This is a genomic window from Kitasatospora sp. NPDC038210, assembly GCF_055600605.1.
In genome coordinates, this window is record NZ_JBVJYK010000013.1 from 1 (window position 1) to 26,151 (window position 26,151).

26 protein-coding genes and 1 pseudogene are annotated in these 26,151 nt (G+C 72.0%); 10 read left to right on the forward strand and 17 right to left on the reverse strand.

The window, feature by feature from the left end; translation table 11 throughout:
- Window positions 1–406: 406 nt before the first annotated feature.
- On the forward strand, window positions 407–664 hold the full coding sequence (locus tag ACZ7KX_RS25130) for a hypothetical protein (RefSeq protein ID WP_470328403.1): 258 nt from the start codon (window positions 407–409) through the stop codon (window positions 662–664).
- 194 nt (window positions 665–858) lie between these two features.
- Here the strand turns inward: ACZ7KX_RS25130 and ACZ7KX_RS25135 are convergent, their stop codons facing one another.
- Window positions 859–1,146, reverse strand: a complete 288-nt coding sequence (locus tag ACZ7KX_RS25135) for a hypothetical protein (RefSeq protein ID WP_470328404.1) — start codon at window positions 1,144–1,146, stop codon at window positions 859–861.
- A 133-nt stretch (window positions 1,147–1,279) separates the two neighbouring features.
- Between ACZ7KX_RS25135 and ACZ7KX_RS25140 the strand changes: the two genes are divergently transcribed.
- Window positions 1,280–1,447, forward strand: a complete 168-nt coding sequence (locus tag ACZ7KX_RS25140; protein ID WP_470328405.1) for a hypothetical protein — start codon at window positions 1,280–1,282, stop codon at window positions 1,445–1,447.
- A 99-nt stretch (window positions 1,448–1,546) separates the two neighbouring features.
- Here ACZ7KX_RS25140 and ACZ7KX_RS25145 read toward each other — a convergent pair whose 3' ends face one another.
- The 3 genes from ACZ7KX_RS25145 to ACZ7KX_RS25155 form a co-directional block, all read right to left on the reverse strand.
- The gene (locus tag ACZ7KX_RS25145; RefSeq protein ID WP_470328406.1) at window positions 1,547–1,918 is read right to left on the reverse strand and encodes a hypothetical protein; all 372 of its coding nucleotides are present in this window, start codon (window positions 1,916–1,918) and stop codon (window positions 1,547–1,549) included.
- A gap of 56 nt (window positions 1,919–1,974) precedes the next feature.
- Window positions 1,975–2,304: a hypothetical protein gene (locus tag ACZ7KX_RS25150; protein ID WP_360268853.1), complete on the reverse strand. Its 330-nt coding sequence runs from the start codon at window positions 2,302–2,304 to the stop codon at window positions 1,975–1,977.
- Window positions 2,305–3,582: 1,278 nt separating this feature from the next.
- Entirely contained in the window at window positions 3,583–3,981 is a 399-nt protein-coding gene (locus tag ACZ7KX_RS25155; protein WP_470328407.1) for a peptidoglycan-binding domain-containing protein, read from the reverse strand.
- Between the two features lie 301 nt (window positions 3,982–4,282).
- On the opposite strand from ACZ7KX_RS25155, the gene ACZ7KX_RS25160 reads away from it, so the two are divergent.
- Window positions 4,283–5,200 carry an undecaprenyl-diphosphate phosphatase gene (locus ACZ7KX_RS25160; RefSeq protein ID WP_470328408.1) on the forward strand — a complete coding sequence of 306 codons (918 nt, stop codon included), beginning with the start codon at window positions 4,283–4,285 and terminating at the stop codon, window positions 5,198–5,200.
- Between the two features lie 226 nt (window positions 5,201–5,426).
- Here the strand turns inward: ACZ7KX_RS25160 and ACZ7KX_RS25165 are convergent, their stop codons facing one another.
- From ACZ7KX_RS25165 to ACZ7KX_RS25185, 5 genes and pseudogenes are all read right to left on the reverse strand, one after another.
- Window positions 5,427–6,281 (reverse strand): SDR family NAD(P)-dependent oxidoreductase, encoded by an 855-nt coding sequence (locus ACZ7KX_RS25165; RefSeq protein ID WP_470328409.1) that lies wholly within the window; start codon window positions 6,279–6,281, stop codon window positions 5,427–5,429.
- Window positions 6,282–7,440: 1,159 nt separating this feature from the next.
- Entirely contained in the window at window positions 7,441–7,947 is a 507-nt protein-coding gene (locus ACZ7KX_RS25170; protein ID WP_470328410.1) for a DUF6624 domain-containing protein, read from the reverse strand.
- On the reverse strand, window positions 7,937–8,470 hold the full coding sequence (locus ACZ7KX_RS25175) for a hypothetical protein (RefSeq protein WP_470328411.1): 534 nt from the start codon (window positions 8,468–8,470) through the stop codon (window positions 7,937–7,939). Before ACZ7KX_RS25175 ends, ACZ7KX_RS25170 begins: the two co-directional genes overlap by 11 nt.
- Before the next feature lie 617 nt (window positions 8,471–9,087).
- Window positions 9,088–9,177, reverse strand: a pseudogene (locus ACZ7KX_RS25180) ((2Fe-2S) ferredoxin domain-containing protein); the annotation flags it as partial.
- A 249-nt stretch (window positions 9,178–9,426) separates the two neighbouring features.
- On the reverse strand, window positions 9,427–10,317 hold the full coding sequence (locus ACZ7KX_RS25185; protein WP_470328412.1) for an AraC family transcriptional regulator: 891 nt from the start codon (window positions 10,315–10,317) through the stop codon (window positions 9,427–9,429).
- Window positions 10,318–10,409: 92 nt separating this feature from the next.
- Between ACZ7KX_RS25185 and ACZ7KX_RS25190 the strand changes: the two genes are divergently transcribed.
- On the forward strand, window positions 10,410–11,525 hold the full coding sequence (locus ACZ7KX_RS25190; protein ID WP_470328413.1) for a serine hydrolase domain-containing protein: 1,116 nt from the start codon (window positions 10,410–10,412) through the stop codon (window positions 11,523–11,525).
- Between the two features lie 346 nt (window positions 11,526–11,871).
- Here ACZ7KX_RS25190 and ACZ7KX_RS25195 read toward each other — a convergent pair whose 3' ends face one another.
- The gene (locus ACZ7KX_RS25195) at window positions 11,872–12,471 is read right to left on the reverse strand and encodes a hypothetical protein (protein ID WP_470328414.1); all 600 of its coding nucleotides are present in this window, start codon (window positions 12,469–12,471) and stop codon (window positions 11,872–11,874) included.
- Between the two features lie 469 nt (window positions 12,472–12,940).
- Here ACZ7KX_RS25195 and ACZ7KX_RS25200 point away from each other — a divergent pair, with 469 nt between their 5' ends.
- Window positions 12,941–13,465 (forward strand): MepB family protein, encoded by a 525-nt coding sequence (locus ACZ7KX_RS25200; protein ID WP_470328415.1) that lies wholly within the window; start codon window positions 12,941–12,943, stop codon window positions 13,463–13,465.
- A 364-nt stretch (window positions 13,466–13,829) separates the two neighbouring features.
- Here ACZ7KX_RS25200 and ACZ7KX_RS25205 read toward each other — a convergent pair whose 3' ends face one another.
- Both ACZ7KX_RS25205 and ACZ7KX_RS25210 read right to left on the reverse strand, forming a co-directional pair.
- Window positions 13,830–14,024 carry a hypothetical protein gene (locus ACZ7KX_RS25205; protein WP_470328416.1) on the reverse strand — a complete coding sequence of 65 codons (195 nt, stop codon included), beginning with the start codon at window positions 14,022–14,024 and terminating at the stop codon, window positions 13,830–13,832.
- Between the two features lie 1,089 nt (window positions 14,025–15,113).
- Window positions 15,114–16,082, reverse strand: a complete 969-nt coding sequence (locus tag ACZ7KX_RS25210; protein ID WP_470328417.1) for a protein kinase domain-containing protein — start codon at window positions 16,080–16,082, stop codon at window positions 15,114–15,116.
- Between the two features lie 985 nt (window positions 16,083–17,067).
- Between ACZ7KX_RS25210 and ACZ7KX_RS25215 the strand changes: the two genes are divergently transcribed.
- The gene (locus tag ACZ7KX_RS25215) at window positions 17,068–18,006 is read left to right on the forward strand and encodes a hypothetical protein (protein WP_470328418.1); all 939 of its coding nucleotides are present in this window, start codon (window positions 17,068–17,070) and stop codon (window positions 18,004–18,006) included.
- 518 nt (window positions 18,007–18,524) lie between these two features.
- Here the strand turns inward: ACZ7KX_RS25215 and ACZ7KX_RS25220 are convergent.
- Together ACZ7KX_RS25220 and ACZ7KX_RS25225 are read right to left on the reverse strand one after the other, a co-directional pair.
- Window positions 18,525–18,815, reverse strand: a complete 291-nt coding sequence (locus ACZ7KX_RS25220; protein WP_470328419.1) for a hypothetical protein — start codon at window positions 18,813–18,815, stop codon at window positions 18,525–18,527.
- Window positions 18,816–19,383: 568 nt separating this feature from the next.
- Window positions 19,384–19,698 carry a hypothetical protein gene (locus tag ACZ7KX_RS25225; RefSeq protein WP_396553017.1) on the reverse strand — a complete coding sequence of 105 codons (315 nt, stop codon included), beginning with the start codon at window positions 19,696–19,698 and terminating at the stop codon, window positions 19,384–19,386.
- Between the two features lie 309 nt (window positions 19,699–20,007).
- On the opposite strand from ACZ7KX_RS25225, the gene ACZ7KX_RS25230 reads away from it, so the two are divergent.
- Entirely contained in the window at window positions 20,008–20,307 is a 300-nt protein-coding gene (locus ACZ7KX_RS25230; protein WP_470328420.1) for a WhiB family transcriptional regulator, read from the forward strand.
- Window positions 20,308–20,468: 161 nt separating this feature from the next.
- Window positions 20,469–20,597: a glutamate-cysteine ligase family protein gene (locus ACZ7KX_RS25235; RefSeq protein ID WP_470328421.1), complete on the forward strand. Its 129-nt coding sequence runs from the start codon at window positions 20,469–20,471 to the stop codon at window positions 20,595–20,597.
- A gap of 260 nt (window positions 20,598–20,857) precedes the next feature.
- Here ACZ7KX_RS25235 and ACZ7KX_RS25240 read toward each other — a convergent pair whose 3' ends face one another.
- From ACZ7KX_RS25240 to ACZ7KX_RS25250, 3 genes are all read right to left on the reverse strand, one after another.
- Window positions 20,858–21,514 carry a PRC-barrel domain-containing protein gene (locus ACZ7KX_RS25240; protein ID WP_470328422.1) on the reverse strand — a complete coding sequence of 219 codons (657 nt, stop codon included), beginning with the start codon at window positions 21,512–21,514 and terminating at the stop codon, window positions 20,858–20,860.
- Between the two features lie 103 nt (window positions 21,515–21,617).
- The gene (locus ACZ7KX_RS25245) at window positions 21,618–22,637 is read right to left on the reverse strand and encodes a YdcF family protein (protein ID WP_470328423.1); all 1,020 of its coding nucleotides are present in this window, start codon (window positions 22,635–22,637) and stop codon (window positions 21,618–21,620) included.
- A gap of 375 nt (window positions 22,638–23,012) precedes the next feature.
- Window positions 23,013–23,624 (reverse strand): YhgE/Pip family protein, encoded by a 612-nt coding sequence (locus ACZ7KX_RS25250; RefSeq protein WP_470328655.1) that lies wholly within the window; start codon window positions 23,622–23,624, stop codon window positions 23,013–23,015.
- A gap of 623 nt (window positions 23,625–24,247) precedes the next feature.
- On the opposite strand from ACZ7KX_RS25250, the gene ACZ7KX_RS25255 reads away from it, so the two are divergent.
- Window positions 24,248–25,081, forward strand: a complete 834-nt coding sequence (locus tag ACZ7KX_RS25255) for a class II glutamine amidotransferase (protein WP_470328424.1) — start codon at window positions 24,248–24,250, stop codon at window positions 25,079–25,081.
- 347 nt (window positions 25,082–25,428) lie between these two features.
- Complete coding sequence (locus tag ACZ7KX_RS25260) at window positions 25,429–25,962, forward strand: CbrC family protein (protein WP_470328425.1); 534 nt, start codon at window positions 25,429–25,431, stop codon at window positions 25,960–25,962.
- Window positions 25,963–26,151 lie beyond the last annotated feature (189 nt).

Genomic DNA, 26,151 nt, shown 5'->3' on the forward strand with positions numbered 1-26,151 from the left:
TACTACCGCCTCCTGCTCGGAACCGGCCCACTCGACCCGGACGACACCGCCGCCCGCATCGACTACCTCCTCAACGGCCTCAAACAACGCTGACCCCGGGAACAGGCAGGCGCGCAGCGAATCCTGCACCAACAGCGCCCCCCAGCCGGCCACCCGCCGAGGACCGCCTTCCACCCCCGAGCAGCACCGACACACCCCACAGGCCAAGCCCTCGGCCAGTACCACCAGCGCGTCATCGGCACCGTCGAGAACGGCGCCGAAGCCGAAGGTGTCCCGCGCGGATCGGTTCGCGCTTGGGATTGCCGCGCTTGCGCAGTTCGCCGAGCGGGAGGGCCGCGGGGTGAGGTGAGGTGTCAGCACCGGGAGATGAGTACCCCGATCACCTGGTCCAGGCGCAGAGGCGCTGGTGGCCGTGCAGGCCGAGCGCCGCACCTGCCTGGCCTCGCTCGGGACCTGGAACGGCGACCTGGAGGCGACCCGGGCGGGCGTCGCCGAGGGGCAGCTCGCCGGGTCCGGGCGGCTGGAGGAGGCCGAGCGGCAGGCCTCGCACGCGGCGTGGGCGGACGGGTTCCGGGCGGAGCTGTCGGGCAAGGACCGCGTCCAGGCCCGCAGCCTCCTCCAGCACATCGACGACCCGACCGAGGCCGCCGAGGCCGCGGCGTAGCGGGTGCGGCCCGGTGGGCCGGGCGGGCGGGACCCGGCCTCTGGGCGCTGGCGTCGCTTGCCGACGGTGGCGGTGGCGCCCCGGCCCTGTGTCACGAGGGAGTCCGCCCGAGGGGGTCGTGGACGGTGCGCGGGCCCCGCACCCGCAGCTCTGCAGAGTGCCCTACCGGCGGCACCGCCTGGTCTGACGGGCGGCTACGACGCAGGCGGCGCCTGGCCGCGGTCTCGGGAGCCCCACGCCGCGTTCCACGGCGTCAGTACCCGATGCCGATTGAGGTGGCGCAGGTCGCCCCTGTCGGATGCCGCGAGCAGGGTGTCGACGACGCGGTCGCGCTCCGGTACCGCGGGCTGGTGGCAGATGCCGGGCAGCGCGTGCTGCGCGGCGCCGTAGGCGCAGCTGTAGTGGCCGTCGGCCGTACGGAGGAGGAATCCCCGCTCGGCGGCGATGCGCTCTCTGCCGGGCGGCAGGGTGGCGAGGTCCATGGCGACCGCGTCGTAGGGCCGGTGCCGGTCACGGAGGGGCCGGGCGAACAGGGCGTCGGCCCGGGTGGAGACTTCGAGGGCGCGCTGTACACCGGCGACCTCACCATCATCACGACCCTTCCCAGGCGGGCAGGTGTGGGTCGCCGTCCAGTACACCGGCGCCGACAAGTGGTACATCCTCACCGGCACCCCTGCTCCGCTCCCGGCCGGCCAGACCCTCGACCAGTACCACCAGCACGTCATCACCATCGAGAACGGCCGTGAAGCCCCCGCACCACCAGCCACAGCCCCGGAACCGTAGCCGCGTCCCCACCCTTCCCCAGACCGACCGGACCTCCGGCCCGACCCCGTGGCCTCCACCCCGCCTGCTGGGTGGAGGCCACCACCGCGCTCCGGATGCCTACCCGCAGGTCAGCGGGTTGACTGACCGACAGGAGCGTGCACGCTCCGGTGGTTTCGCCTCACCGCACTCACCCCAGGTCCTGCCGAGGTCGTCGCTGTCCATGACGGCCGACCAGACGATGTCGGTCATGCCCTCCTCGCGCTGGTCCGGGCAGCGCACCTCGACGTCCCAGGCATGGAGGAGCTCTGCCTTCATGCTGATGTTCATGGGGAAGCCGTACTGCTGCGGCGGCGTGGAGACGGGCAACGCGCCGGGTGCGTCGAAGCGGGTGCCAGGTCTGCTGGCTCTGCCCTGGGGCGGGAAGATCGGCGCCAGCAGGAACAGGGTGCGGACCTTGTCGGGATGCTGCACCGTGTAGGGGCCCATCACGAACGAAGCGGCGGACCAGCCGACGAACGCGACAGAGCGCTACCACCTACGCGACGTCAACTGTGCTTGCAGTCGCCCTGTGGGCTGGCTGCTGGCGGAACGCACTGGTAGTGAGTGTCTGCGGCGTGATGGCTCAGGAAGCGGCCGATGCACTGGTCCTTGCCGGTACGGCCGTGCGCCGCACAGAAGGCGAGTGCTGCATCTCCGTCGCTGAAGGGGCCCGGATCGTAGATGACCCAGTACCCGGGACGCAGTGAGGCGAAGTCGCCGCTCCGCAGGACCTGGGCCCCGGGTACGTCGGCCCGGACCTGTGCCAGCCGTTGGTCCAGTCCGGCGGCACCAGTGGAGACCGGCTCGGAGTAGAGCTGGGCGATCCAGCTGTCCACGCTGTCCTCTCCTGCCCCCGCAGCTGTTCTGGCAGCCGCCGACGGTGACGTCGGGGGCGGACTTGACGGCGGATCCGGGGCCGGCGCGTGAACCGGAGTCGAAGTTGCCTGCGCTGGAGCACTCCCTGGTGGATCCGGGGTCGGCGCGGGAACCGCGGCCGGGGCTGCCTGCGCTGGAGCACTCCCTGGCGGCTCAGCCCCCGATGGGGATGGACGAAGCCAGGGGCCGACGACTCCGATCACTGCCGCGATGATGGCGGCTGCGGCACCGATGAGGGCCACCGTGATCCTCGGCGACGGCGTAGGCGGTGTGCCACTGGTCACCATCACTCCCGTGTTCATCCCGTTGGCAGAAACTGACTGGGAATCACGATGCTGGCGGGTTGGGTAGAGCCGCCCTGCGACTGCCGCCTTTGCTGCCTTATCGTTACGAACGAGACACAACGGTGCCCGCCCCGGCCCCGCAGCCAGCCCGGCACCGGCAGCAGCGGCCGCACCACCGCCCACTCCGCCTCGGTGAGCCAGACAGTCACACGCGCGATCGACCGAAGGGGAACCCGCTCCCGCGATGCCGTAGAACTGCGACAACAGGGCCTCCTGGACTGCTCTTTGGCGTAGACACCCTTCGAGCCACCAAGAGGCCCTGCTCTTCGTGCGCGGCGGCCGTGAGCGTCAGGACACGTCTTCGGCGGCCTGGCAGCACCTCCTGGCGCTGATCGAGGAAGCCGCCGCCGACGGACGGGAGGTGTTTCGGCCGTTGGTGGAGATGAGCCCCGAGAGCGGCGCCAGATCGTCACCCTGCCGGCCAGCATCGCGAAGCTCACCGCCGTCAAGCAGTTCATCCTCTACGGCAGCAACCTGGTACGGCAGCAACCTGGTTCGGATCCCCCCTGGAGATCGGCGCCATGAGCAGCCTGCAGGAATTCACCCCGTACACCTCCTACCGGCTGCACTGGTTCCCGTACGAGCTGACCAGGTGCCCGAGGCTGAAACGCAGCACCGTGAGCACACGCGCGCTGTACGGCAACGAGAAGCTCCGCTCGCCGTTCCCCCCGCTCCGACCTGGCGGCGTGGAGACTCAGAACCTGCTCCGCAGCCTGCCTGCAGATCCTTCCCGAGCCTCCCGAGGACTACGTCCGGACCCCGCACACGGGCGGCCCCGGACTTGCCCAACCCCTCGCTGACTACGCCTGACTCCTCGGCCGGTTGTCGGTTGCCGTGCCGTGGCACGGCACGGGGGCGGCGGTGGGCCGCAGGCGGGCCGACGGCCGCAGGGCCTCAGGTCGTGGGGAGGGCCAGCCGGCACGTGTCCCGGTACGAGCCCGGGAACACCGACCCATCGCGGTCGATCTCCACCATGGCGGTACCGGTCAGCCGACCGACGACCCCGTCCGGCGGCCCGACGTAGTACCCGGGAACGCGGTTGATCTTGTCCTGGACGATCCTGATGGCTTTCTCGGTCATCGGCCCGAACTTCCCGTCCACGGTGATCCAAACCCCGTTGGAGGCCCAGACGTTGTAGAACTTCTGCACGCACGACACGGCCACAGCGGAGTTCGGATAGCCGTACCCGATGTACGGCGCGCCGCTATTCGCCTCCGCGGCGCCCGGCACCGCGACCACGGTCAGCAGCGCCGCCGCCGCCGTTGCGAGGATCCGGCCACCCTTGCGCGTCACACCCATGTCCACCCCGTTCGATCGAGCTCTTGATCAACAGCGCCCCGAGAGTACAGGTCTCCGCCCACCGGCACGCCGCCGGGACGAGGGCTGCCGCAACGCCGGCCTTGCGCGACGGCTCGGCGGTTGCTGTCGTGACGTCAATTCGCTTGCCGGGCAAAAGCCGACCGCAGGTGACCCGGCGAAACGCATAGATCATCTTGTAGTAACCTCGCTCCGCCGAGGGACGGGGGAAGCGGCGTCACCCTCGTGCGGAGGCTGTGCACGGGTCTCCCGCCGATTGCGAAAGTCGTCGTCGAAGATGTCCGTCCTGACCTATCCCGAGGCCGTCGGTGTCGGCCTGCTGCACGGTGTCACCGAGCTGTTCCCGGTCTCCAGCCTCGGCCACAGCATCCTGTTGCCCGCGCTGGTCGGCGGGCGCTGGCGGCACGACCTCGACGTGTCCGCGCCGGGCTCGCCGTATCTGGCCGTCCTGGTCGGGCTGCGCCTGGCCACCACGCTCGCGCTGGTGATCCGGTTCCGGCAGGACTGGGCGCGGATCGCGCGGGGCCTGTGCAGTTCGGTCCGCCGCCGGCTCATCCGCGAACCGGACCAGCGCCTCGCCTGGCTGGTGATCGCGGGAGCCACGCCGGTCGGCATCGCCGGGCTGGCCGTCAGCGGGGTGTTCAAGGCGGCCCTGGGCAAGCCCGTCCCCGCCGCCGTCTTCCTCACCGTGAACGGCCTCATGCTGTTCTGCGTCGAGCTGCTCCGCCGCGACGGCTCCGGCCGACGCCGGGCGCAGCCGTTCGTCGCCCCTGGCGACGAACACCTCTCCGCCGAAGGACAGTCGGACCGCCGGATCGTCCAGTTGAGCTACCGGCAGGCGGCCTTCATCGGGGCGGCGCAGATCACCGCCTTCCTGCCCGGGATCAGCCGTACCGGGATCACCATCGGTGCCGGCATCCTCAACGGCCTCTCCCACGAGGACTCGGCCCGCTTCGCGTTCCTCCTCACCGCGCCCGTGATCGGGTCCGCCGCTCTGTTCGAACTGCCCTCGCTGATCGACGCGTACGGCGCAGACCTCGGCGCACAGGTCCCGGTCGCGAGTGCCCTGGCCTTCGTCGGCGGGTACGCGGCCGTGCACTTCCTCAGCAAGTACTTCCAGACGCACACCCTGAAGCCGTTCGCCTGGTACTGCTCACTGGCCGGGCTCGGCGGACTGGTCTTCCTCACGGTGTGAACTCCGCCTCGAAGTCCCGGGATTCAGTCACCGACGACGCCGCTCAGCCGACCGCCGACCCGCCACCGATCCGTGCGGTCAGGGCCGCCGGCTGACCAGCGTCTGGCACGGGGGTCGTGACCCGACGGGCTCGACCGCGCTCCCCCGCTTGCACGACACAGCGTGCTCGATCCCCGAACCGGCCGGCCGGTCCGGCCACCAGCCGACCCGAAGACCGGGGCCAGGGTCAGCCGGCGGACTCACGCAGGCCGATGCGGTAGGCGAAGGGCAGGGTTCCCGGGTCCAGGACGGTGGCGCCGCCGTCGACGGTGAGGGTCGCGCCGTTGACGAAGGAGGCGGCCGGGGACAGCAGCCAGGCGATGGCCTCGGCGACCTCGCGCGGGTCGGCGGGACGACCCGCCGGGAGCAGCCGGGTGGCTTCGGCGTAGGCCGCGTCCGTGCCGCCGTCGCCGTCGCTGTCGTTGTTGCTGTCGCTGTTGCCGTCGCCCAGCTGCGCATCCTCGGCGAAGCGGGCCATTCGGCGGTCGGCCATCTCGGTGCGCACCCAGCTGGGGCACACCGTGTTGGCCCGCAGCCCGCTCGGGCCGTAGTCGACGGCCAGTGAGCTGCACAGCTGCAGCAGGGCCGCCTTGGACGCGGCGTAGGCGGCGTTGCGCAGGCCGTTGCGCAACGCCGAGACGGAGGCGACGGCGACGACGGCTCCGCGTGCCCGCAGCAGGTGCGGCAGAGCCGCCCGCATCGTCAGGAACGGGCCGGTGAGGTTGGTGCGCAGCACCAGGTCCCAGTCCTCGTCGGAGGTCTCGCCGACGCCGCCGCCGCGGCCGACTCCGGCGTTGACCACCAGTCCGTCGAGGCGCCCGTAGTGGGCGACGGTGCTCTCCACGAGGTCGCGCACGGCGGCGGGGTCCGTCGTGTCGGCCGGGTGGGCCAGCGCGCCGCTCTGCCGGGCGACGTGTTCCAGCGGCTCGCTCCGCCGTCCGGAGACGACGACCTCGTGGCCGCCCTCCCGCAACAGCCTCGCGGTGGCCGCGCCGATGCCCGTACCGCCCCCGGTCACGATCACAACTCGCTGCTCCGTCATGGGCCTTCCCCCTCCGATCGGCCACCAACCACCCCTGCTGCCCTAGCTGTATCACAGGGTCGGCGCAGGCGCGGCGCGGGCTGTCCCGATGGCGCACGGGGCCCCTGGGGGGGGGTTCCCGCGGTCCGGTGCGGCGGCCGACCGGCCGACCGGCAGACCGGGCCGTCCGGTGACCGAGAGCCTGAGGACTCAATGGTCGTGTCGACGACCGGGTCGGATCGGGCGGCGGCCGGGCAGGTGACCGCCACGTCGGGGGTTTCGCGCCGCACGCCGGAGGCGCTGCGCGCGGCGCGGCCGCGGGCGGGCTCCGGCGGGGTGGGACGGCGCTGCGTCTCGGCCGGGCTCCGGCGGGCGGGACGGGTTCGGCGGGCGGGGAGGCCTTCGCTTGTGCGCAGGCGCGGGCGTGCGCCAGTGCCAGGTCGGCGCAGCGCAGGTGGTGGTTGACGACGGGGGTCAGGGTGCCGCGCAGGCGGTCGTCGGCGTGCAGTGCGTTGGCGGCCTGTTCCAGCAGGTCGCCGGCGCGGTGTACGGCGCGGCTGCGGTCGCTGGTGCGGAACTCGTCGGCAGGGACGTGGGCCAGTCCTGCCAGCTGGGCGTTGCGGCGCGTCTTCCACCACGTGCTCACGTGGCGATCACGCACCACGATGCGCCGCGGCGGGTGAGGGACGGGCCCGGGCCAACTTCCCTGTGCCGACGGGGACTCGGCGGCCTGCGGAAGGAGGGTGTCCCGATCCCTGCGCTGTGAGGGGCCGTGTCACCCGTGGGCCCGGGGCCGCTGGAACTCCATGATCTCCTCGGCTCGGGCCTGCCTCACCTCCGGGGTGGCCAAGCGATGGCGAGGCGAGGCGGCGGGCACCCGCGTAACCGGCCGGCGCCCACAGCGCGGCGCCGTGCTCGTCGGTTTCCAGCTCGATCCGATCGCGCGCCTCGCCGGCGGCGTGCCGCCGTCCGTGAACAGCGGAAACTGCTTGCCGGGCGGATCGAGGAACTCCTGGAGGCCCACCCTAATCCGTAGTGAAGGCGGTTCCAGATGAACCCCGGTTCGGTGCGATCGGGCTGTCTTCGGGTGGCAGACACCTTGGAACGGTCCTGGCCCGGGAGGCCTTGGGACTGTCCGGCGGATCAGGCGCGAGCGTGATCCGCCGGACGCCGGGATGGTTCAGGCGATGGAGAACTGAGCGATGTACTCGGCGAACGGCGGGATTCCGACTTCTGCACGGCGCTCGTCCATGCGCTCGGGTTCCTCACAGGGCCACGGGGTCGGCGCGCCGTCCTTCACGCCGGCAATCTGCGTGCCGTAGATCTGCTTCCTCCCTTCGTTCACAAGGGTGCGATCCCGCAGAAAGGCAAGATCTCGCAGGCTGGCGGCGCCGTCGGCCACCGCCTGCTCCATCAGCCGCAGCGCGCGCCGCTGAACGTCGAGCTGCCGATCGGCGTGTTGCGCGATCAGCCACGCCGCGCGGGCCGCGTCCTCACCGACCAGCTCCGCGGTCGGCCATCCGTACGCGTCCATGATCTCGCTGAGACGGTCCGCGTGCTGCACGGTCAAGCGCCGCCAGGCCAACTGCTCCGCCGGGTCTTCGCTGTTCGCATTGCGCGCGGCCTGGTGATCTGTCGCAACCATCCTGTTGAGCTCCGCAGCCACTGCGGCGATGTCAGGTGCCATCCCGACTCCAAGTCAGATCGAAGTTCTCGCTGGTCATCCGCAACCTTAGGTGTGTAAAACACGACAAAATATCCTCCCGGAGGACGGTGACAGGCCCGTCCCGATCTTGGGATACTTGATCTACCGACGGAGCCAGAGCCGGATCGAGCCGGTGGGCTCCCGCGAATCCCATGGCGGCGGGCACGGGACTGAGAACGGCGAGGTCCCCACGCCCGATGAGCACCGCCGTCACCGTCGCGGCGGCGACCCAGCCGGTGATTGCCGCGAGGGCCAGGACTCCGTGCAGCCCGTTCCGGGCCAGTGCGGTGACGGCCCGGAAGGACAGGGTCTCTCGCACCGGCTCCGGCAGATCGGCCGGCGCCGCCGTGCCCGGTGATAACTGCGTGCCGCGTTGAACGCGGCCTTCAGGACATAGGCCCTCGGACTGAGGATCTTCATCCGCTGCTCGGCCCTGAAGAGAGCGACGAAGCCCTGGCTGGCAACCCTTGCTGTCCAGCCCGTGGTCGCCGTAGGCGAGTTCCACTTGGGTGCGGACTTCGGGGCCCTGAAGAGTTCGTCCGCGCTGGCGCCGGCTTCGAGGTACCTCCGCCTGAAGACATCGTCTGGCGAATCGCCACTGTCTTCCATGCTCCACGCCTCCGGTTGTGCAAGCCGCTCAGGGCTGCCAGTCCGTACAGTCCCTCAGGCGCCGGACAGGGAGTACGCGTTACATGATGCCCAGCCCAACATTCCAGGCCGGAGACCGAGCCGGTGCGGCATCGGGACGCGCGCCCGCTGGGAACCCGGGACACTGCGGGCTGCGGGCACGGCCACCGGCAGGCCCGCACCGCCGCGAGGTACTGCCGGAAGACAGGCGGGGCTGCGGGACAACGGGGCGGCCGACGACGCCGGAGGAGACAGCGGGAGGACGACGACGAAGGACCGGTCCGCCGCCCGCTCGGGCGTGCGGGTGGCGGACCGGTCCCTGCAGTACGTGCGGACGGACACCGCGGTGCGCCCGGGCTGCTCCGTAGCGAGGTCTGGCCGGTCGGTGCAGGCGCAGCGGGCCGGCTGGCCGGGGCTGGAGGAGGATCAGCGGGACCCGCTGGCGACGCCGAAGGCGCCCCTCAGGTAGGGACGGAGCGTTCGGTGTTGGTTGCTTCAGCTGTCGATCTGCTGGCGGATGCGGCGCGAGGGGCTGAAGACGTAGAGGTCGAGGATGTCGGGTGGGTCGGCGAGGCCAGGGCCGCCGCCCCTTCTCGGAGGCGGCGGCGGGCTCGCGGGTGCGCCGGCTCGTCGCCGCCGAGCAGGAAGAACAGGTCGAGCCGGGTGAGGCGGGCGCTCCGCTCGTCCTCCTCGGCGAGGCACAGCGGGGCGACGTCGCACGACCTCGACGTGCTGCGGACCGCGGTCACCCGGTGGTTCACCCTGGCCGCCGGCATCCCTGGTGCCCCCCTGCCCCGCGGGCACGAAGGGGTGTCCGACTCCGGCGCGTAGCGGTCACGAGGGGGACGACCCGGCGCTCCAGCCGCTCAGTTCGACCGGGATCCACAGCTGGGAGTCGACCTCCGCGCCGATCTCCACGGGGCGCGTCCGGAGCAGCTCCGGACCCGGCCGGCTCGCATAGGGGTTCGAGGGGAACCACTGGGTGAACACGTCCCGCCACAGTTCCTGAAGGGCACGCGGATAGGGCCCGTGGTTGTCGAAGACCGCCCAGGTCCCGGCCGGTACGTCAAGGGCGTCGAGGCCCTCGGCAGCCGCCTCGGGACCGGTCACCACGCCGATCCAGTAGTCCGCCTCCGCGCCGTCCTCCCGGCTGTCGGTCAGGTGAACCGCCGCCGACAGGACTCCTTCCGGCTCCCGGTCGGACAGCTCCTTCATCCGGGCGACCGCCCGCTCGTCCAAGCTCTCCAGATGCGCCGCGGCGGCCGCGTTGACCCCCTCGTGCACGAGCGGGACCCGCGCCTTCCTACCGACGATCCGGAACCGCTCCTTCTCGACGATCCGGTACCGCATCGTCGTGCTCCCCTCGACGACGACGCGGAAGGACATGCGCGGCTGCGCCGTGAGCACCGCACCCGTGCGCCGGGCCTCGCCCGGCCCGATGCCGTGCACCGACCGGAACGCCCGGGCGAACGCCTCGCCCGAGCCGTACCCGTAGCGCACCGCGACGTCGAGCAGCGTCGGCTCCCCGGACAGCACCTCGGCCCCGGCGAGCGTCATCCGCCGGCGCCGTACGTAGACCGTGAGCGGCATCCCGGCGAGCGTGGAGAACAGCCGCCGGAAGTGGTACTCGGACATCGCGGCGATCCGGGCCGCCTCGGCGATGTCGACCTCCCGCTCCAGGTGGGCCTCCAGATGGTCCAGCGCCTGATTGAGCCGCTCCAGCACGCGTGTCCGCCCTTCATCCGATCGCGACGCCCGACCGAACCGGTGCGGGAAGTGTCAGGCAGCGAGCCCCTCCGTCACCCGAGGCTTACACCATGACCGATATCAAGGGAGCGTGCGAGCCCCGCTTCGACGCAGTCCGTGCGGCCCTCGCGGCGTCGCTCGACGAGGACGACGTGGGCGCCTCTGTCGCCGTCTACCTCGACGGCGAGCCGGTGGTCGACATCTGGGGCGGCTACGCCGATGCGGACCGCTCGCTCGGCTGGGAGCGCTCCACCCTCACCTGCGTGAACTCCACGACCAAGACCATGACCGCCCTGTGCGCGCTGATCCTGGCCGACCGGGGCCGGCTCGACCTGTCCGCGCCAGTCGCCGACTACTGGCCCGAGTTCGCCGCGGCCGGCAAGGAGAGCGTGCTGGTGCGGCACGTGCTGTCCCACACCGCCGGGCTGCCGACCCTGACCGGGCCGGCGGCGGTCGAGGACCTCTACGACTGGGAGAAGGTGACGGCGGGGCTGGCCGCGCAGGCCCCCGCCTGGGAACCCGGGACGGCCGCCGGCTATCACGCGCTCACCTTCGGGTTCCTGATCGGCGAGGTCGTCCGCCGCATCACCGGCCGCAGCCTCGGCGAGTTCTTCGCCGAGGAGGTGGCCGAGCCGCTTGGCGCGGACTTCCACATCGGGCTCTCCGCCGCGCACGACCACCGCGTCGCACCGCTCGTCCCACCGCCGTCGTTGACCGACGAGTACGTCGCCGCCGCACCGCTCGGACCGGACGGCGCGCCGCCGGAGACCACCGGCGCCGCGATCCGGGTCGGGGACGTCAACTCGGCGGCCTGGCGCCGTGCGCAGATCCCCGCGGTGAACGGCTTCGGCAACGCCCGGTCCGTCGCCCTCGTCCAGTCGGTACTGGCGAGCCGGGGAGCCACCGGCGGCGTGCGGCTGCTGTCCCCGCAGGGCTGCGAGCCCGCGTGGCAGGAAGTGTTCCGCGGCGAGGACCGCGTCCTGGGAACACCGATGTGCTGGACGGCCGGCTTCGGCAGGTTCGGCAACACCTTCGGCTGGGGCGGCTGGGGCGGCTCGCTGGTCGCGAGCGACCCCGACGCACGGATGACGGTGGCCTACGTCATGAACCGGATGATCGACCGGGGCCGGCAGGAGGACAACCGCGGCACGGAGATCGTCATGGCGGCGTACGGCGGACTGCGCTGACAGGCCTCGGCTGTGCTGGGAGAGCGCGTCGGCGTGGGAGCCCGGTGAGCAGGCCCGGCCGAGGACCGGTGAGACCGTGTCCGCGCCCGGGACGTTCCCGAGCACGGCGGCGCAGTACTGGACGCCGGGTACGGGCAGCGGGCGGAGCCGGGTCGCCCCGGCCACCTGCTGAGCTGGTCAAACTGGCGCCGCGGACGCCGAGCCGTCGCCCGCCACTGCCACGACCAACGGCGACTGCACCCGGGAGAGGGGTGTTCCGCGAAGAACGCCCCCGCCCCACCAGCGGCCCACCACACTCCCCGCGACGCCTCTGACCAGGCCAGATAGCGAAGCGCTGCTGGGAGCACTAGGAGGTTTCGCCGTCCGTCTCCTCGAAGTCGCCGATCATGGCCGGGTCGTCGGCCGAGGTGGACTCGGGCCAGGGGGCGGCGCCCGTGACGCCGAGGTCGACGCGCATCGCATCGCGGGTGGCGCGGATCAGGGGCCAGAGCGCCTGTTGACCCTCGGCGGCTGACCGTAGCGTCTCGCCGAGCCGGGGGTTCCCCTGTTCGATGCGCTTGATCTGCCCGTACACCCGGGTCAGTGCGTCGTTCAATTTGTTGGCCGGACCGATCACGGTGTCCGGGGCGACCATCAAGGTCTCGGACCAGCGGTCCCGGTGGGCGTCCTTCGCCCTTTCCAGCGCCCGGACATCCTCCTCCCCGGGCGCACGGTCCCGCATGACGTACAGGTGGCGGCTCAGCGCCGTGGCGAACTGTCGGGCGTCCCGGTGGAGTTCGGTGTAGCACCGCCGCCGCAGTTCGCGGTTCTCGCGACGTTCCTGGATGGCGTGGCTCATCTCCAGCTCACGCTTCTTGACCCGGTCCGCGCCGCGCTGGGTCAGCAGCGCGCCGCCCAACGTCCCCGCCACCCCGGTCATCGCAATCAGTACCGCCCCCACGTCCATGGGATCACCCTAGGATCCGCCCTCAGCCGTCCTGGCGGCGGGTTGGGAAAGGGATACCCGGCAATGCGAACCCGGCAACCGGGACGACGGCCAGCAAGCAGGCCGGCGGCGGCGGCGCGGCCTGGACGGCGGGCAGCGGGCAGCGGGCGGCGGGCGGCGGGCAGCACGGCACCGATCAGGCCAATGACCCAGGCCAACGACGATGGCACCCGGACGGCGCCCTCGCGCCCGGACAGGGCACGGGCTCACAGCCCACCCCACGGGCACCAGTCCCGATCAGGAGGCCGACCAGCACGACCGGCTCGACCGGCGCCCTGGTGGTCTGGCGGCCTGGCGGCCGTTCAACGGACGGGCTCCACGACGCTCTCAGCGACGGCCGTATCGATGTTGCCCGGCCGCGGCGGATGCCGGCCGCGCTGCCCCGGACCGGGCCGCCGACGGCCGGCGGTCGCGATGGCAGGATGACGGCATGGTGACGAATCAGCCGTGGTCGGGGTTCCACGACGACCTGGTGGCGGCGAAGGCATTGGTGTACGACCCGGGCGCTTTCACCTGCTCACCGCCGGTGCCCGAACCGGAGAGCGCCGAATACGCCGCTTGCGGGTTCACGCTCGACGGCCGCTCCCTCCGGTTCCGCGTTGCCAAGACCACCCCGACGAAGGTAGGCCAGTTCGTCACCGTGTGGCAGCGGTCCCAGGAGGGGCCGATCCGGCCCTTCGACGCCGCCGACGGGGTGGACCTCTTCGTCATCAGCAGCCACGACGAGAACGGCTTCGGACAGTTCGTGTTCCCGCGCGAGGTGCTGTGCGGGCACGACATCGTCTCCCGCAACGGCTCTGGCGGGAAACGAGGATTCCGTGTCTACCCGCCGTGGGTGACCCCGCCCAACCGGCAGGCCCGCAGCACACAGGCATGGCAGGTGAACTACTTCCTCCACATCGGCAAGGACGGGCCCGCCGACCTGCCGCACGCCCACGCCCTCTACCACCCGTAAGTGCCCGCTCCGGTCCCGGCATCCGTCCGCCGAACGAACGGGTCGTGCAGAAGTCGCCGAAACGAGTGGACGGGTTGCGGGGGCGGCGCCCACGACCTCCCCCGGGGACAGGCGCAGCACAGCTGGATCAGCCCGCGAGGCCGGCCCCGCAGGCGACCAGAGAACAGCAGGCCCGGCAGCCCGCCTGTCAGGCGCGTACAGGGCTCTCGACAGAACCGCGAGAAACCCCAGTACTTCTCACGCCATCCGGCACTTCTCAACCAACCGCACAAACACCGACCGGGTGCAGACCGCCGTCTTCGCCTACGACGTGGGCTGACCCGGCGGAAGTCGTCAGCCTGATCTGCCGAGGCCACGGGCGCGGTCACGAGGTCTTCGCGGTGCCGGTCCTCTCGTCGCCCAGCTTCTGCAGCGCTTCGATGGCGAGCGCTCGCGGGTCGAGGCTCCGTCCGGCGAAGAGCCTCGCCAGGGACAGGGCCCACCGTCCCTTCTTCAGTCGCCCCAGGACGTATCCGATGAGGACCCCGATCCCGAGAGCGATCTTGGTGGTGATCTTCATAGGTGCTCCCTCGGCCCGTGCCTCTTCTGGTCGGACGGTTGCCGCGCCGCGATGTCGGACGCCCTGCCGGAACCCGTCGGCCGGGCCGGCCGAACCGGTATGCGCCGCAGGTACGGCACGATGCGACGCGGGCCGAACCACGACCTGGCCTGTCCCTGTGCTTCTGACCGGGCCGACCTGCTCGTAATCACGATCACGACCGGTTCGCCGCGTGTCCGGGCGAAGAACGGCCACGAGACGGTCATGAACCCCGGACCAGACACTGTTCCCGACAGTCGCAAGGCCCACGGCCGGGCCTGACCCCTACGCCTTCGGCAGCCGGTCCGGCCCGGCCTTCTCCGCGAGCTCCAGCAAGGAGCCCGCCTTCCCGCCGAAAGAGCTCGGAACGTCCAGCGCGGGCGAGCGCGGCGTTCGCTGCCCGGGCTGCCTTCGTTGCTCTTCGGCCTCCCGTTCCAGTCGTTCGTCGTGTTCCTGGCGGCAGGCCAAGCAGCGGCCGCCGGGGCGGCGGGTCCACTCCACCTGTCCTTCGGGGCCGTACTCCCAGGGGCTCTCGACGGCCCGGGCGCAGCCGGCAGCCTCCCGGAGCCGCCGGCGTCGTCTCGACGGCCGTCGAGACGACTGTCCCGGGGCGCTCGGTCGCCAGTGCCGGTCGCGCCATTCCGCCTCGGGGATGGAGCCTTCCGAGACCTCACCGCAGCGCTCCGCCGCCTGGACGGGGCGACGAACACAGGCTGGCTCAGTACGACGTGAGCGGAGCGCCGGGCACGAAGGGCAATGCCCAGCACGTCCGAGGCAGGATCCCCGTACTGGCCGAATCGCAGGTCGTGTCCGCGGGCGGCCGTGTACTCGGCGAACTCGGCCTCGACGAGCTCGGACGGCACGCGGCCGACCAGCGGCAGTGCGTCCAGCATGGTCTGCGGACCGCGGGTCCGAGGCGAGGGGGCGGGGACGTGCAGGAGGAGTGGTCGCCGGAAGACGTGGTGGCGTGCTGGACGCTGGTCTCACCGATGCGCTGGTGGATCTGCTGGTCGCCCTGGTCCCGGCAGCTCCGGACGCGCCGGGTACATCAGGTCACCGGTCTCTGAAGCCTCACTGGCCCTCTCCCGTGAGGCGTCCCCACAGTCCCCGCAGCGGGCCCTTCCGCTGCGCCTTCTCCTCTGCCATCCGGGCGCGGACCCGAGCCGCGCTGATCTGCCGGTGCCCTTCGAGGAACACCCGGGTGAAATGCTCCTGCCGCGCTCTGCCGGCCCGCTGCTCCTCCTCACGGCGCCGTAGCGCCTCCAGTGGCTCGGGGGTCCGCGGCGGCATCTCGGGGCGCAGCGTGCTGCCGTCGGTCATGGCGTCCCGGAGCAGCGCGATGCACGCGGCGGCGTCCTTCGGGCGCTCGGCCGGGTCGCGGGCCGTGAGCCGCTGTATCACGGCCAGGTACGGCAGAGGTGCGAGGCGTCCGTCGTCGTCGTGGTGCAGCATGGCCACCAGGACCCGCCCGGCGCCGTAGAGGTCGGAACGCGTGTCGGCCGGCCGCTCCGGGGCGGCGAAGAAGCTGTCATCCTCGGCGGTTCCCGGCAGGCCGGGCAGCCCGGCGTCCAGGAGGACGACGGGCCGGTGGAGGTCATCGGTGAGGAGGATGTTCGACGGCCGGACGCCACCGTGTGCGAGTCCGCCGGCGTGCAGGTGCTCCAGCCCGCGCAGGACGTCGGTGACCAGAGTGCCGGCCGTACGCGGGGCGGAATTGTTCACGGTGTCGGCGAGTTCGGCGGCGAGGGTGCGGCCTTCGAGGTGCTCCATGACGAGGAAGGAGGCGGGGGACCCGTCCGGCGCGGCGGTCGTGCCGCTGTCGTGGCAGGTGACGACGGCGGGCGACGGCTGCGACAGGATCCGGACCCGGTCCTGGAAGCGCTGTGCGGCGTCGGTGCCGACCACGAACCTGATGGCGAGGGGCCGCTGCGCGGCAGTGTCGACGGCCTGCCACACCCCTTCCCACCCCGCTCCGGCCCCGCCCGTCCCCAGGCGCCGCTCCACGCGGTAGCGCCCCTCGACCACCCACCCCTGCTCCACGGATTCCCCCTCCGATGCCGGGCGTTGACGTACGTTCCCTCTCCCGCGCCAGGCTATGCGCGTTGCAGAGGGCAGTGTCAGCCCGGCACACGACCCGACGGCAAGCCCAGGACGGCGACACCCGGCCCGGACCACAAGCCGAACACCCACCCCCGCCACCGCCCCCGACCTCCATCAGCAACCACACAAAGTCACCAAAGCAGCCACCACCCACCAACAACCGGAACCCCCACCAGGCCCAACAAGAGGTCTAGACCACACGCCTCCAGGGCCATTCCACGCCCACCACTACCAACTGGTCACACCCGGCGTCACCTCGCCGGGTGGAGCTTGGCGTGCAGTCCGGCAGATCTTTCGGGCGCGTGCAACGGGCATCTCGTCGGAGCGCGTCTCGACGTGCGGCAACGTCAGAAGTCGTTGCCCCACGGGCCATACGAGGTCGACCATGTGACCGAGAGGATCAGGAGCCGCTCCATGCCGGACGAGACCCCACTGCATCCCGCCCCTGACAACCCGCCCCGATCAAGACCGAGCGGCTCGTGCTCCGTGAGCCCGAGGCCCGGGACGGCGGCCGCAACACGGGCAGAGGCCATTCCACGCCTTACGAGCCGGTCAGATCACACCGTGCGGTCCTTCGTCGGGAAGAGCCTCGCGTGGAGCACGCGGTCATCCCACCCGCGCAACTGCACGATCCGCGCGAGGCGCGCCGGCGCATGGTGCCCGTCGGCGGGGGAGGCTGATCCCCGGGTTGCGGCTCGCCGCGCCCGAGGCACTCACGGCCCCCGGAGAGGAAGCCACCCGGTGTTCCCGGGGCTGAGCGGTCCTCTGCGTCACTACTCCCCCTTTCTCCCGCCTGGGGGAGCCGCATCAGATGCCCGGCTACGCACCGGGGCCGACCTGGTCAAGCTCGACGACGTGCCCGGCTGCGAGCCCAGCCAACGCGTGGCCGCCGCTGTTTTCGGCACCCCGGTGAGAGGCTGGTCCCATGCAGGATCCCCCCGTCGACGCCCGGGAATCCGCGCTGTCCCGCTTCGTGCTGCGAGCGGCCCTGGCGGACCCCGGACACCTGCCCGAGCTGCTGGCCAACTTCGCCGTCCAGCATCTCGGGCGGCGCGCAGCCGCCTCGGTCGCCCGCACACGCGAAGAGCGTCCCGAGGCGGCTCCGGCCGAGCTGTCCGCGATGGTGATCACCCGGGGGCGGCGGGTCAGCCAGAGCGAGGGCGCCTTCGTGGGTGGCCCGTTCACGGTGCTCATCCCGTTCGCGTTCTGCACCGCGCTGCTCACCCAGAGCCGCATGATGCTGGAGCTCGCGGCGTTGGCCGGGCGGGAGCCGACCGATCCGGCACGGGCGGCGGAGCTGTTGGTGATCCAGGGCGTGTACGAGGACGAGGACCAGGCCGCCGCCGCGCTGGAGGCCGCGGCGGCGGCGCGGCCCGATGCTCCTCCCGGCCGCATCGCCGCCCTGTGGAGAGTGGTGAAACGGATGGCCTACCTGCTCGGTGTGGTGACGCCCGAGCAGCGGCCGGTGTCGACCGTCATCCGCACCCTGCAGTGGACGCTGCTCGCGGTGGTCCTTCTGATCGGCCTGGTCGCCCCGCTGATCTGGCTGCCCTACCTCGGGTACTCCTACCACCGTGCGAGCCAGGACCTCGGCGAGCGAGCTCGGGCCTACTACCAGGGCAAGGCCGACGCCTGGCCGACGGAGCCGGAGCCCGCCGCGCGGGCCCGGCCAGCGCTCGTGGCCGCCGTCCTGAAGACACTGCTCGCTCTGCTGCTGCCGATCGCCGCCGTGGTCCTCGTCATCGCCACCGACGCCCAGTTCGTGGGCGGCCGCTACCCGTTGCTCGCGATCGTGCTGGTCGCCCTGTCCGCCGTGGTCGGCGAGATCTGGTACCTACGGCGCCGGCGCCGGTCGGCCGACTGACCCACTGCGCCCGAACCGGCCCGACCGACACCCTCAGGCCGCTCACGGATGGGCGGGCAGAGGCCCGCCCAGTACAGGAGTCCGCGCCGGTGGCCGCCTTCGGCTCCGGTGTCGAGGACTTCCCGGACGGCGAAACCGAAGGTCACGAAGAAGGGCGATCCCCAGCACCGCAGCCCAGGTCGGGGTGGCGGGACTTCCCGGAATTTTCCGGCGACCCCTGCAACGCATCAACCTGCGAGGACATTGCCGACCCGGTCGAACGAGATCCCGGGACTGGGATGATCATTCCGGCCCTTCGGGCTCAACCATTGCCCGCCCGGGGAGCCGCTCGGCCCAGGACGCCTCGGACCACCGACTCCGGTGCCCGGCCGCGCAGCGCCCACGCCCGGGTGCGGGCCGCATCCCCCGGGCACCGCCTCGGCCGCCGGGGGGTCGTGCGCGCGAAGGGCAGAGGGGGAACCAGGCAGCCTCGACTGATGTCTTCTCGGGGTGCGGACGGGCCGCGGGTTCCTTGCGCCTCAGGTTACGGGCCGGGCCCCGACGCTCAGGATCTCCTGCACCACCGATCCCGTGTCGGCCACAACGTGGTGAATGGCGCCGCTCGCCAGGACGACGGCGCTGAAGAGGATCCAGCCGCCCGGACCGCTGTCGATGCCGATCTCCTGCCTGCCCTCTCCGGACGGCTCGGCCGGCGACCTCACCGCCGCCCGGGCGATGCGTGCCGCCCCGGCCACGGCATGCGCGGCCCCGGCCAGCGCCAAGCCTGCCACACCGAAGGCCAGCCATTCCGTTCCGCTGATCTCGTCCACCGTTCTCACTGTCCTTGGCCGGTGGGGCACGAAGCGGAGCGCCCTCACCTCTCAGGCTCGGCGTGATCCGCTCGCGGCCTTCCAAAGCCGACAGGGCAGCCTGTCAGGGCCACTGGGCCCATCCGGCGAAGGCCGAAAGGCACGACCGATCGCTCCGCCCCGCGACTCCCGCCGGACGTGCCCCATCGCGCCGCGGGCGCCGGTCCCGGCCCGGCCAGGGGCGCGGCGCGCCGCGCCCCTGGCCGGAGCGTGCGGATCACAGGGGTACATGCGCGAGGACTTGGCGCCGGCCTCTGGATCGGTCAGGTCGACGTACGCTGCGTCCGCCGTCTTGCGTACTCGCACCAGCCCCGGCAGTCCGACTCCAGCGGGAAGCGCCGCCACCGGCATGGAGGTTCTTCTCCTCACCGGCGTAGCGGCGGTCGTCGCCGACCCGCCGCAGCGCCGCCGGACCCGGACGGCGAGGAGCAGGCCGGACGGCGAGGAGCGGGCCGGGTGAGTCCGGCCCGCTCCGGCGGGCGGTGTCAGGCCGGTGAGCCCCTGGTGCGGTCGACCGGCGGACGGCGGATCAGCCGACGTCGATGCCGGTGACCGCCGGAGTCCCGATGCCCACCGCACCCTCCTCGTACCCGGCCGCGGCGAAGGCCCGCCGGGCCAGGTCCAGTGCCGCCTCCCCGGCGGCGGTCCGGTCAGCGGCCTCGACCTCCAGCCGCAGCACGAAGGTTCCCTCCGGTTCGTCGAGGGTCAGGACGTCGAGGTCCGGCACCTCCGCGCCGGCCTCCTCCGGGTCCGCGCCGCGCACGACGGCGAGCAGGGTGCGGCGTGCCGACTCCCCCAGTGGTTGCTTGACGGTCCCCGGAACGGTGATCACATAGCTGCCCATGTCCTCCGTGTGACCCGTCCGCGGCGTCGGAAACCTCGATCCGCAGGGTTCACCCGGACGTGCGCCCGTGGTCCGGCGGCTTGGCGGCGTGAACGATGTCCGGGAACTGCCGGACGTCCGCGACGAGGACGAGGACAAGGCCGTCAACGGGGACGGGGACGCTCCCCGGCCTCCGGCGGCGGACACCCGGGCGCCCTGACCGGCCCCGTTGCGCGGCGCCACCAATGGGCCCGATCGGGCGAGTGGTTCGGCGCAACCGGGGCAGACGGACGCGACAGGCAGCTTCCCCCAGTCGGAGAGGACGACCCCATGCCGCACGGCCCGACCCACCAGCCCGGCGCCTACGAACACCACTGGAGCTGGCAGTTGCGCGGCGCCTGCCGCTCCGGGGGTGCCGGCCTCTTCTTCCACCCCTCGGGCGAGCGGGGCAAGGCACACGAGGCCCGCGACGCGGCCGCCAAGGCCGTTTGCGCCGGCTGCCCCGTCCGGCTCGAATGCCGCCGCCACGCCCTCGAAGCCCGCGAGCAGTACGGCGTGTGGGGCGGGCTCACCGAGGACGAGCGGGACCGCCTGCTCAGCCGGGGCCTGCACCGGCAGCCGGTGGCCTGAGGTGCCGCGGCGGGGGCCCGCCCGCCGGGCCCCCGCGGCGGCGGCCCGCGCGCCCGCGGGTAGGGGCGCGGGCATGGGTTCGCGAACGAATGACGCGGTGGGCCCGTCACCGTGGGGGTCGAGGCGGAGTACCTGCTGATCGATGCGGTCACGGCCTGCTTGTGCTCGACCGGCTGCGCGGCTGGCTGCCGGTGCTCACTGCGCCATCCGCCAACTCTCCGCTCTGGTACGGCGGCGACACCAGGGCCGGCCGGCGCACGGTGGTGCTCGGCCGCTGGCCGCCGGGCTGATCCCCGACGGCGGGCAGCTACTGGTAGGCGCGGGCCTCGGCCCGCTTCCCGACCGTCGAACTGCGCGCCGTGGAAGTGCAGTTGCGCGCGGACGAGGCGGTGATGCCGGCCCAGGGCAACGGCGCCGAGCACCCGCGCCGCCACCTGGAGCGGCACGGGAAGTCCGGCCTGCTCGCGACGATCACGGACGAGAGCTCCGCGGTGCGATCGGGGACCACCCGGCCGGGCCGGACCCCGATCACACCGCGGGTGCCGAACGGTCAGGCGCCGCTGAACTCCGCCGGCGGCAGGTCCGCGACCTCGTCCTTGGTCAGGCGAACATGGAGCAGGCCGCCGCTCCAGTAGGTCTGCCGGATCGGGATGGCGACCGTCTTGCGGCCCCACAGGTGGCCCTCCTGCAGCAGCACGTGGGTCACCGCATGGTCAGCCGGGTCGACCACCAGGCCGCGGACCTTGCCGATCGCGCCGTCCTCGGCCTCCACCTGGTCCCCGCGCCGGATCTGCACCTCGCCGGCCGGCACCCGGTCGTGCTGCTCCAGCCCCGGGTCGGCCGCGGGGAACAGCAGACCGGGCGTCAGGCCGGCGGTCCCGGCGCCCAGGCCGTAGTAGGGCAGCAGCAGGGCCTCGCCTGGTCCGTAGCCCGGGCTGTTCGGGTCGGTTTCCAGGTAGTGGGATTCGACGGCGGGGTCCAGCTTCTCCAGGTCCGCGCGCGTGCACCGCAACCTCAGGGTGCCGTCGGACCCGTCGTCCGGCACCGCCGGGTGCTCGACCAGGTCGGCCGGCACCAGGCGGTCGGCGACCACCAGGTGGGTGACCTCGGCCGCCACGGGGTCGACCACCACGCGGTCCAGCCGGCCGCAGTCCTCGTCCGTGCAGCGGACTTCGGCCCCGATCCGGTACGGCACTGCCTCGATCATCGCAACCTCCGATGCTCCGATGGGATGTCGGGTCGCCCGTTCGTCTGCCCCGGTCGTGCCCGGCCATGCCTGTGCGGTCGGGCACGGCAGGCGCCGACGCGGCTCAGCCGCGCCAGCCCGCCCACGCTCCGGCGACAAGCACGAGCCCGCCCGCCACCAGGTTCGTCAGGGGGTAGGAGACCAAGACGGCCGCGTACTCCCGCAGGATCGCGCTGGGCCAGTAGTACGCCGCCGTCGGCGAGCCCGCGGCTTCGCCCGGCACGTCGGCGCGGCGTGCGAGGACGGCCGCGCGAAAGGCGTGGAAGTCGTTGGTCACGATGACGCAGCGGTAGCCCGGCCGCAGGCGCTCCATCAGTTCCCGGCTGAACTTCAGGTTCTCCTCGGTGCTGGTCGAGGAGCGCTCCTGCACGATGCATCCGTCCGGGACCCCTCGCTGCCTCAGGTAGTCAGCCATCGCTTCGGCTTCCGGCATCCGTTCGTCCGAGCCCTTGCCGCCGGAGACCAGCAGGATCGGGGACCGTCGCCGCGCCGTCTGCTGCCGGTACAGGGCGAGCGCCCGGTCCAGCCGTGAGGCCAGCAGCGGCGGGACGACGGATCCGTGCGTCAGCCCGGCACCGAGGACGACGACGAAGTCCACCCGACGGCGCGCCGCCACCCGCTGGTAGAGGGCGGAGTAGCCGACGAAGCAGGCGAAGAGGAACGAAAGGTGGCCGGTCAGGAACAGCACGGCCGTGTTCACGGCACGCAGGGGGCGGTTGTCGATGCCGGCGGCGACGCCCGCAACGCCGAGCGTCCCCAGGAGCGCGGCGCCCGCCAGCAGTGACAGAAGGTTGGCCGGGCGACCGCCTTCCGTACGGATCATCCGGATGCCGTTGGTCACCAGGAACCCGGCGAGGACCGTCGCACCCGCTGCAGCTCCGAGCGTGATGCCGGTCCCCACCGCTCGGTTCACCGGCCGCACCACGTGATCGAGCCCGATGAACGAGCCGGCCAGCAGGAGGAGCGCGCACACGCCCAGCAGGACCCCGTTGCCGAACCGGCGCCGGTCACCGTCGTAACGCCGCAGGAAGACGAGCAGGACGAGAGCGGCCGCCAGGTAGCAGGAGAAGAAGGAAAGAGTCATAGGTGGTCCCTCGTACCCGTGAAAGGCTGTCGGCGGCAGTCGGACGCACTGAGGTCCGGTGCGGGCTGCCCCCTCTCACCGGATACTCGCATCGGGTTGATCTCAATCGCGGTAGCCGACGCGAGACGGTCCGGGTCGCTGAGGCTCCGGTCGGCTCCGGCCTCTGGCGGCACACTCCGGTGCGTTCCGCCTGCCGCTGCCAGGGCGCCACGGTCCACCCCGGTCGGGCCGGCCGCAGCAGAACCGGCTCGACTTCGGCGGCGTCCGCGCCGGGGGAGCTTCTCGCCGTCCCTGACAGCCGGCGGGGCCGGGATCGCCATGTCGGCTTCCACGGCACGCGAGCAGCTCGGGAGCGAGCAGGCGCCGATGGGTAGTTCACAGCGTGAGGTCCGGGTGGAGGCGTCCCATCGTCCACATCCGCTGGCGGCGCGTCACCAGCGTGGTGAGAGTGAGGAAGAGGATCCCGTAGGCGGTGAGCAGGGCGCAGTCGCGGACCAGGTGCGAGGTCTGGCCGCCGGAGACGGTCATCCGCAGGCCGTCGATGAGGTAGGTCACCGGCAGCAGCGGGTGAAGTGCCTGGAAGAAGGCGGGTGTGGTGGCCATCGGGCGGAGGCCGCCGCAGGCGGTGAGCTGGAGGATGAGCAGGACGAGGGAGAGGAGGTCGCCGGTGATGCCCAACGCGGTGCGCAGGAAGTGGTCGACCGTCACGAAGGAGCCGGCCGCGATGACGAGGAGGGCGGCGGTCGCCAGCGGGTGCACGGGGTGCAGGCCCAGGGCCAGGTCCACCGTGCAGTAGACCACCAGGGCGGCTGCGGCGCCGAGGGCTGCGGCCGGCAGCCATCCGGCGAGGGCGATGCGACGGGCCGCCGGTGGCGACGTCGTGGCTGCCGCTGTCGATGGCGGTCCTGGCCTGGATGCGCCGCGCCCCGCGGCCCGCCGCGCGGTCCCATCCGCCCCGACGCCCGGCGCTTCCGGTGCACGTCGGATTCAGGCCACTGGACTTCCTGCCGGAGGTCTACCACCGCTACGGCGAAGGCCCAGGCGGCGCCATCGTCCCCGACGCCCTGCTGCACTGCGCGACGTGCGGGCGGCTCAGTGCCGCCGGGCAGAAGCGGTGGCGATCGTCTTGAGGCCGCGGTGTGGTCGGGGCCGGGCTCGCGATGGCAGGGCGGGGCCGGGCTCGCAATGGCAGGACGGGGCCGGGCTCGCAATGGCAGGACGCGTGGGGTCGTGGTCGCTGACCGCGACGTGTACCAGGCCCGGCACCGGTGTCCGAGGACGAGTTCCCGTGGACCGTGTCCGTAGCGGGAAGCATTGGCCGGCAGTTCGCCGACGATCAGGAGGACGTCGTCCGCGAAGCACGCCCGTGCGCTCTCGCCGGGGGGCGAGCAGGTCCGGCGCAGGACGCCAGCACCCGGGGGCCCACCGGTCCTGGCTGCCCGGCCCTCACCCGCTCACCCGGCCCCCGGCCGGAACCGCGTCCGGTGCCCTGGCCTTCCGTCCTGCGTCGTCGTCGAGGGTGATCGATAATTTCTGCAGTGACCGGCGCCCGCCGGTGTTCATACGTCGCATGGGCATGCCGGGCCGCTACGTCCACAAGGAGGTCGACCATGTGCCGATGGCTCGCCTACTGGGGCTCTCCCATCCGACTGACGGATGTGCTCTACACACCGGTCCACTCGATCATCGATCAGAGTCTGCATTCCAAGCTAGGAGCCGAGACGACCAACGGCGACGGCTTCGGGATCGGCTGGTACGACGGGACCGACGCACCGGGGGTGTTCCACAGCACCGAGCCGGCATGGAACGACACCAACCTGCGCGAGGTCTCGGCGCACACCACTTCACCGCTGTTCTTCGCGCACATCCGCGCCGCCATCGGCTCCGCCGTGCAGCAGTCCAACTGCCACCCTTTCCGGTACCGGCGGTGGCTGTGGATGCACAACGGCTTCATCGACGGGCTCGGCGACATCAAACGAGAGCTCTCCTTCGAGATCGATCCCGCGCTCTGGCTGGACGTCAAGGGCACGACCGACACCGAGCTGATGTTCTACCTGGCACTCACCTACGGACTTGAGGACGACCCTCCGGGCGCCGTCGCCCGCATGATCGGGTTCGTCGAGGCGCGCGGCCGCGAGCACGGGCACCAGTTCCCGTTCCAGGGAACGATCGCGACCAGCGACGGCGATTCACTGTGGGCGTTCCGGTATTCGAGCGTGGGCCGGAGCCGATCGCTGTACTTCAACCGGAGCGTCCCGCAACTCAGGGAGCTGTTCCCCGATCGGGCCGTCCTGCGTGAGGCGGCCGACCGCACGCGCCTGGTGGTATCCGAACCGATCGGGGACCTTCCCGGTGCCTGGGTCGAGGTCCCGGAGGCCACCTACGGCGTGGTCAGCCAGGACCGGGAGGAACTGGTTCCCTTCACTCCACGGACTCCTGCCTGACGGGGAAGACCGGGAGGCCATCCGGGATGCCAGCGCACCGACAGCCGCTCCGTCAACGCGCAGGCAGGCGGGATCGTGCGGGAGCACGTGTTCCTGACGGGGCCAGGACGACGATGCCCGGCGGCCCGGGGCGGCACCTCGCGCTCGGGGCGGTGGGCTGGGCCGTGCCGTCCCGGTGATGGACGGCACCCGAAGTGACGGACGTCCCGGCGTCTGGGTCTCGCCGCTTGATCACGGGGCTGCTTGCGGAACAGACTGCGACCCATGAGGTTCACAGGCACGCCCACCGACGCGCAGACCACCCGCGTCCACTCGGCTTCCTCCTTCCTGCACGGGCAGGCCCGCCGGTGAGCGCCGGCCTCCCCTTCTTCCGCTACCACCCGGAGCCCGTCGCGAGCGGATCCATCCGCGAGAGTGCCGAGGCCTGCGCGTGCTGCGAACGCAGCACCGGATGGATCTACACCGCGACCTTCTACACGGCCCAGGACGTCGACGGGCGGTTCTGCCCCTGGTGCATCGCCGACGGCAGAGCCGCCGAACGGTTCGAAGGCGACTTCACCGACTCCTACGGGCTCGACGGCGTCAGCGAGGAGACCCTGGAGCTGGTCACCCGCCGCACGCCCGGATTCCGCGCCTGGCAGGACCCGCACTGGCTCGTCCACTGCAACGACGCCGCCGCCTTCATCGGTGAGGTCGGATACACCGAACTCGCCGCCCACGCCGGCGCACTCGACCGGCTTCGAACCGATCTACGGATGAGCGGTCGGCACGACGCATCTCAGCTCGAAAACGTCCTGACCCACCTCGGTCAGGGCGCAAGCGCCATGCTCTTCCGCTGCACCGTCTGCGGCACCCACCTCGCCTACGCCGACGCTTCGTAACCAGGCCCTGCCCAGCAGCACGTGCTGTTCCCTTCAGGGGAACTCCGCCCTTCGGAGCTCCCCGGTCCGTCTCCTGGATGCCGCATCGCCCGGTCCGCCGTTCCCAACCCGGATTCGGCGGGCGGAGTTCGAACCGCCGAGGGGGTGCGCGGTCGGGATGCGCGCGTCCGTGGAGTGTCTGCCTCCTTC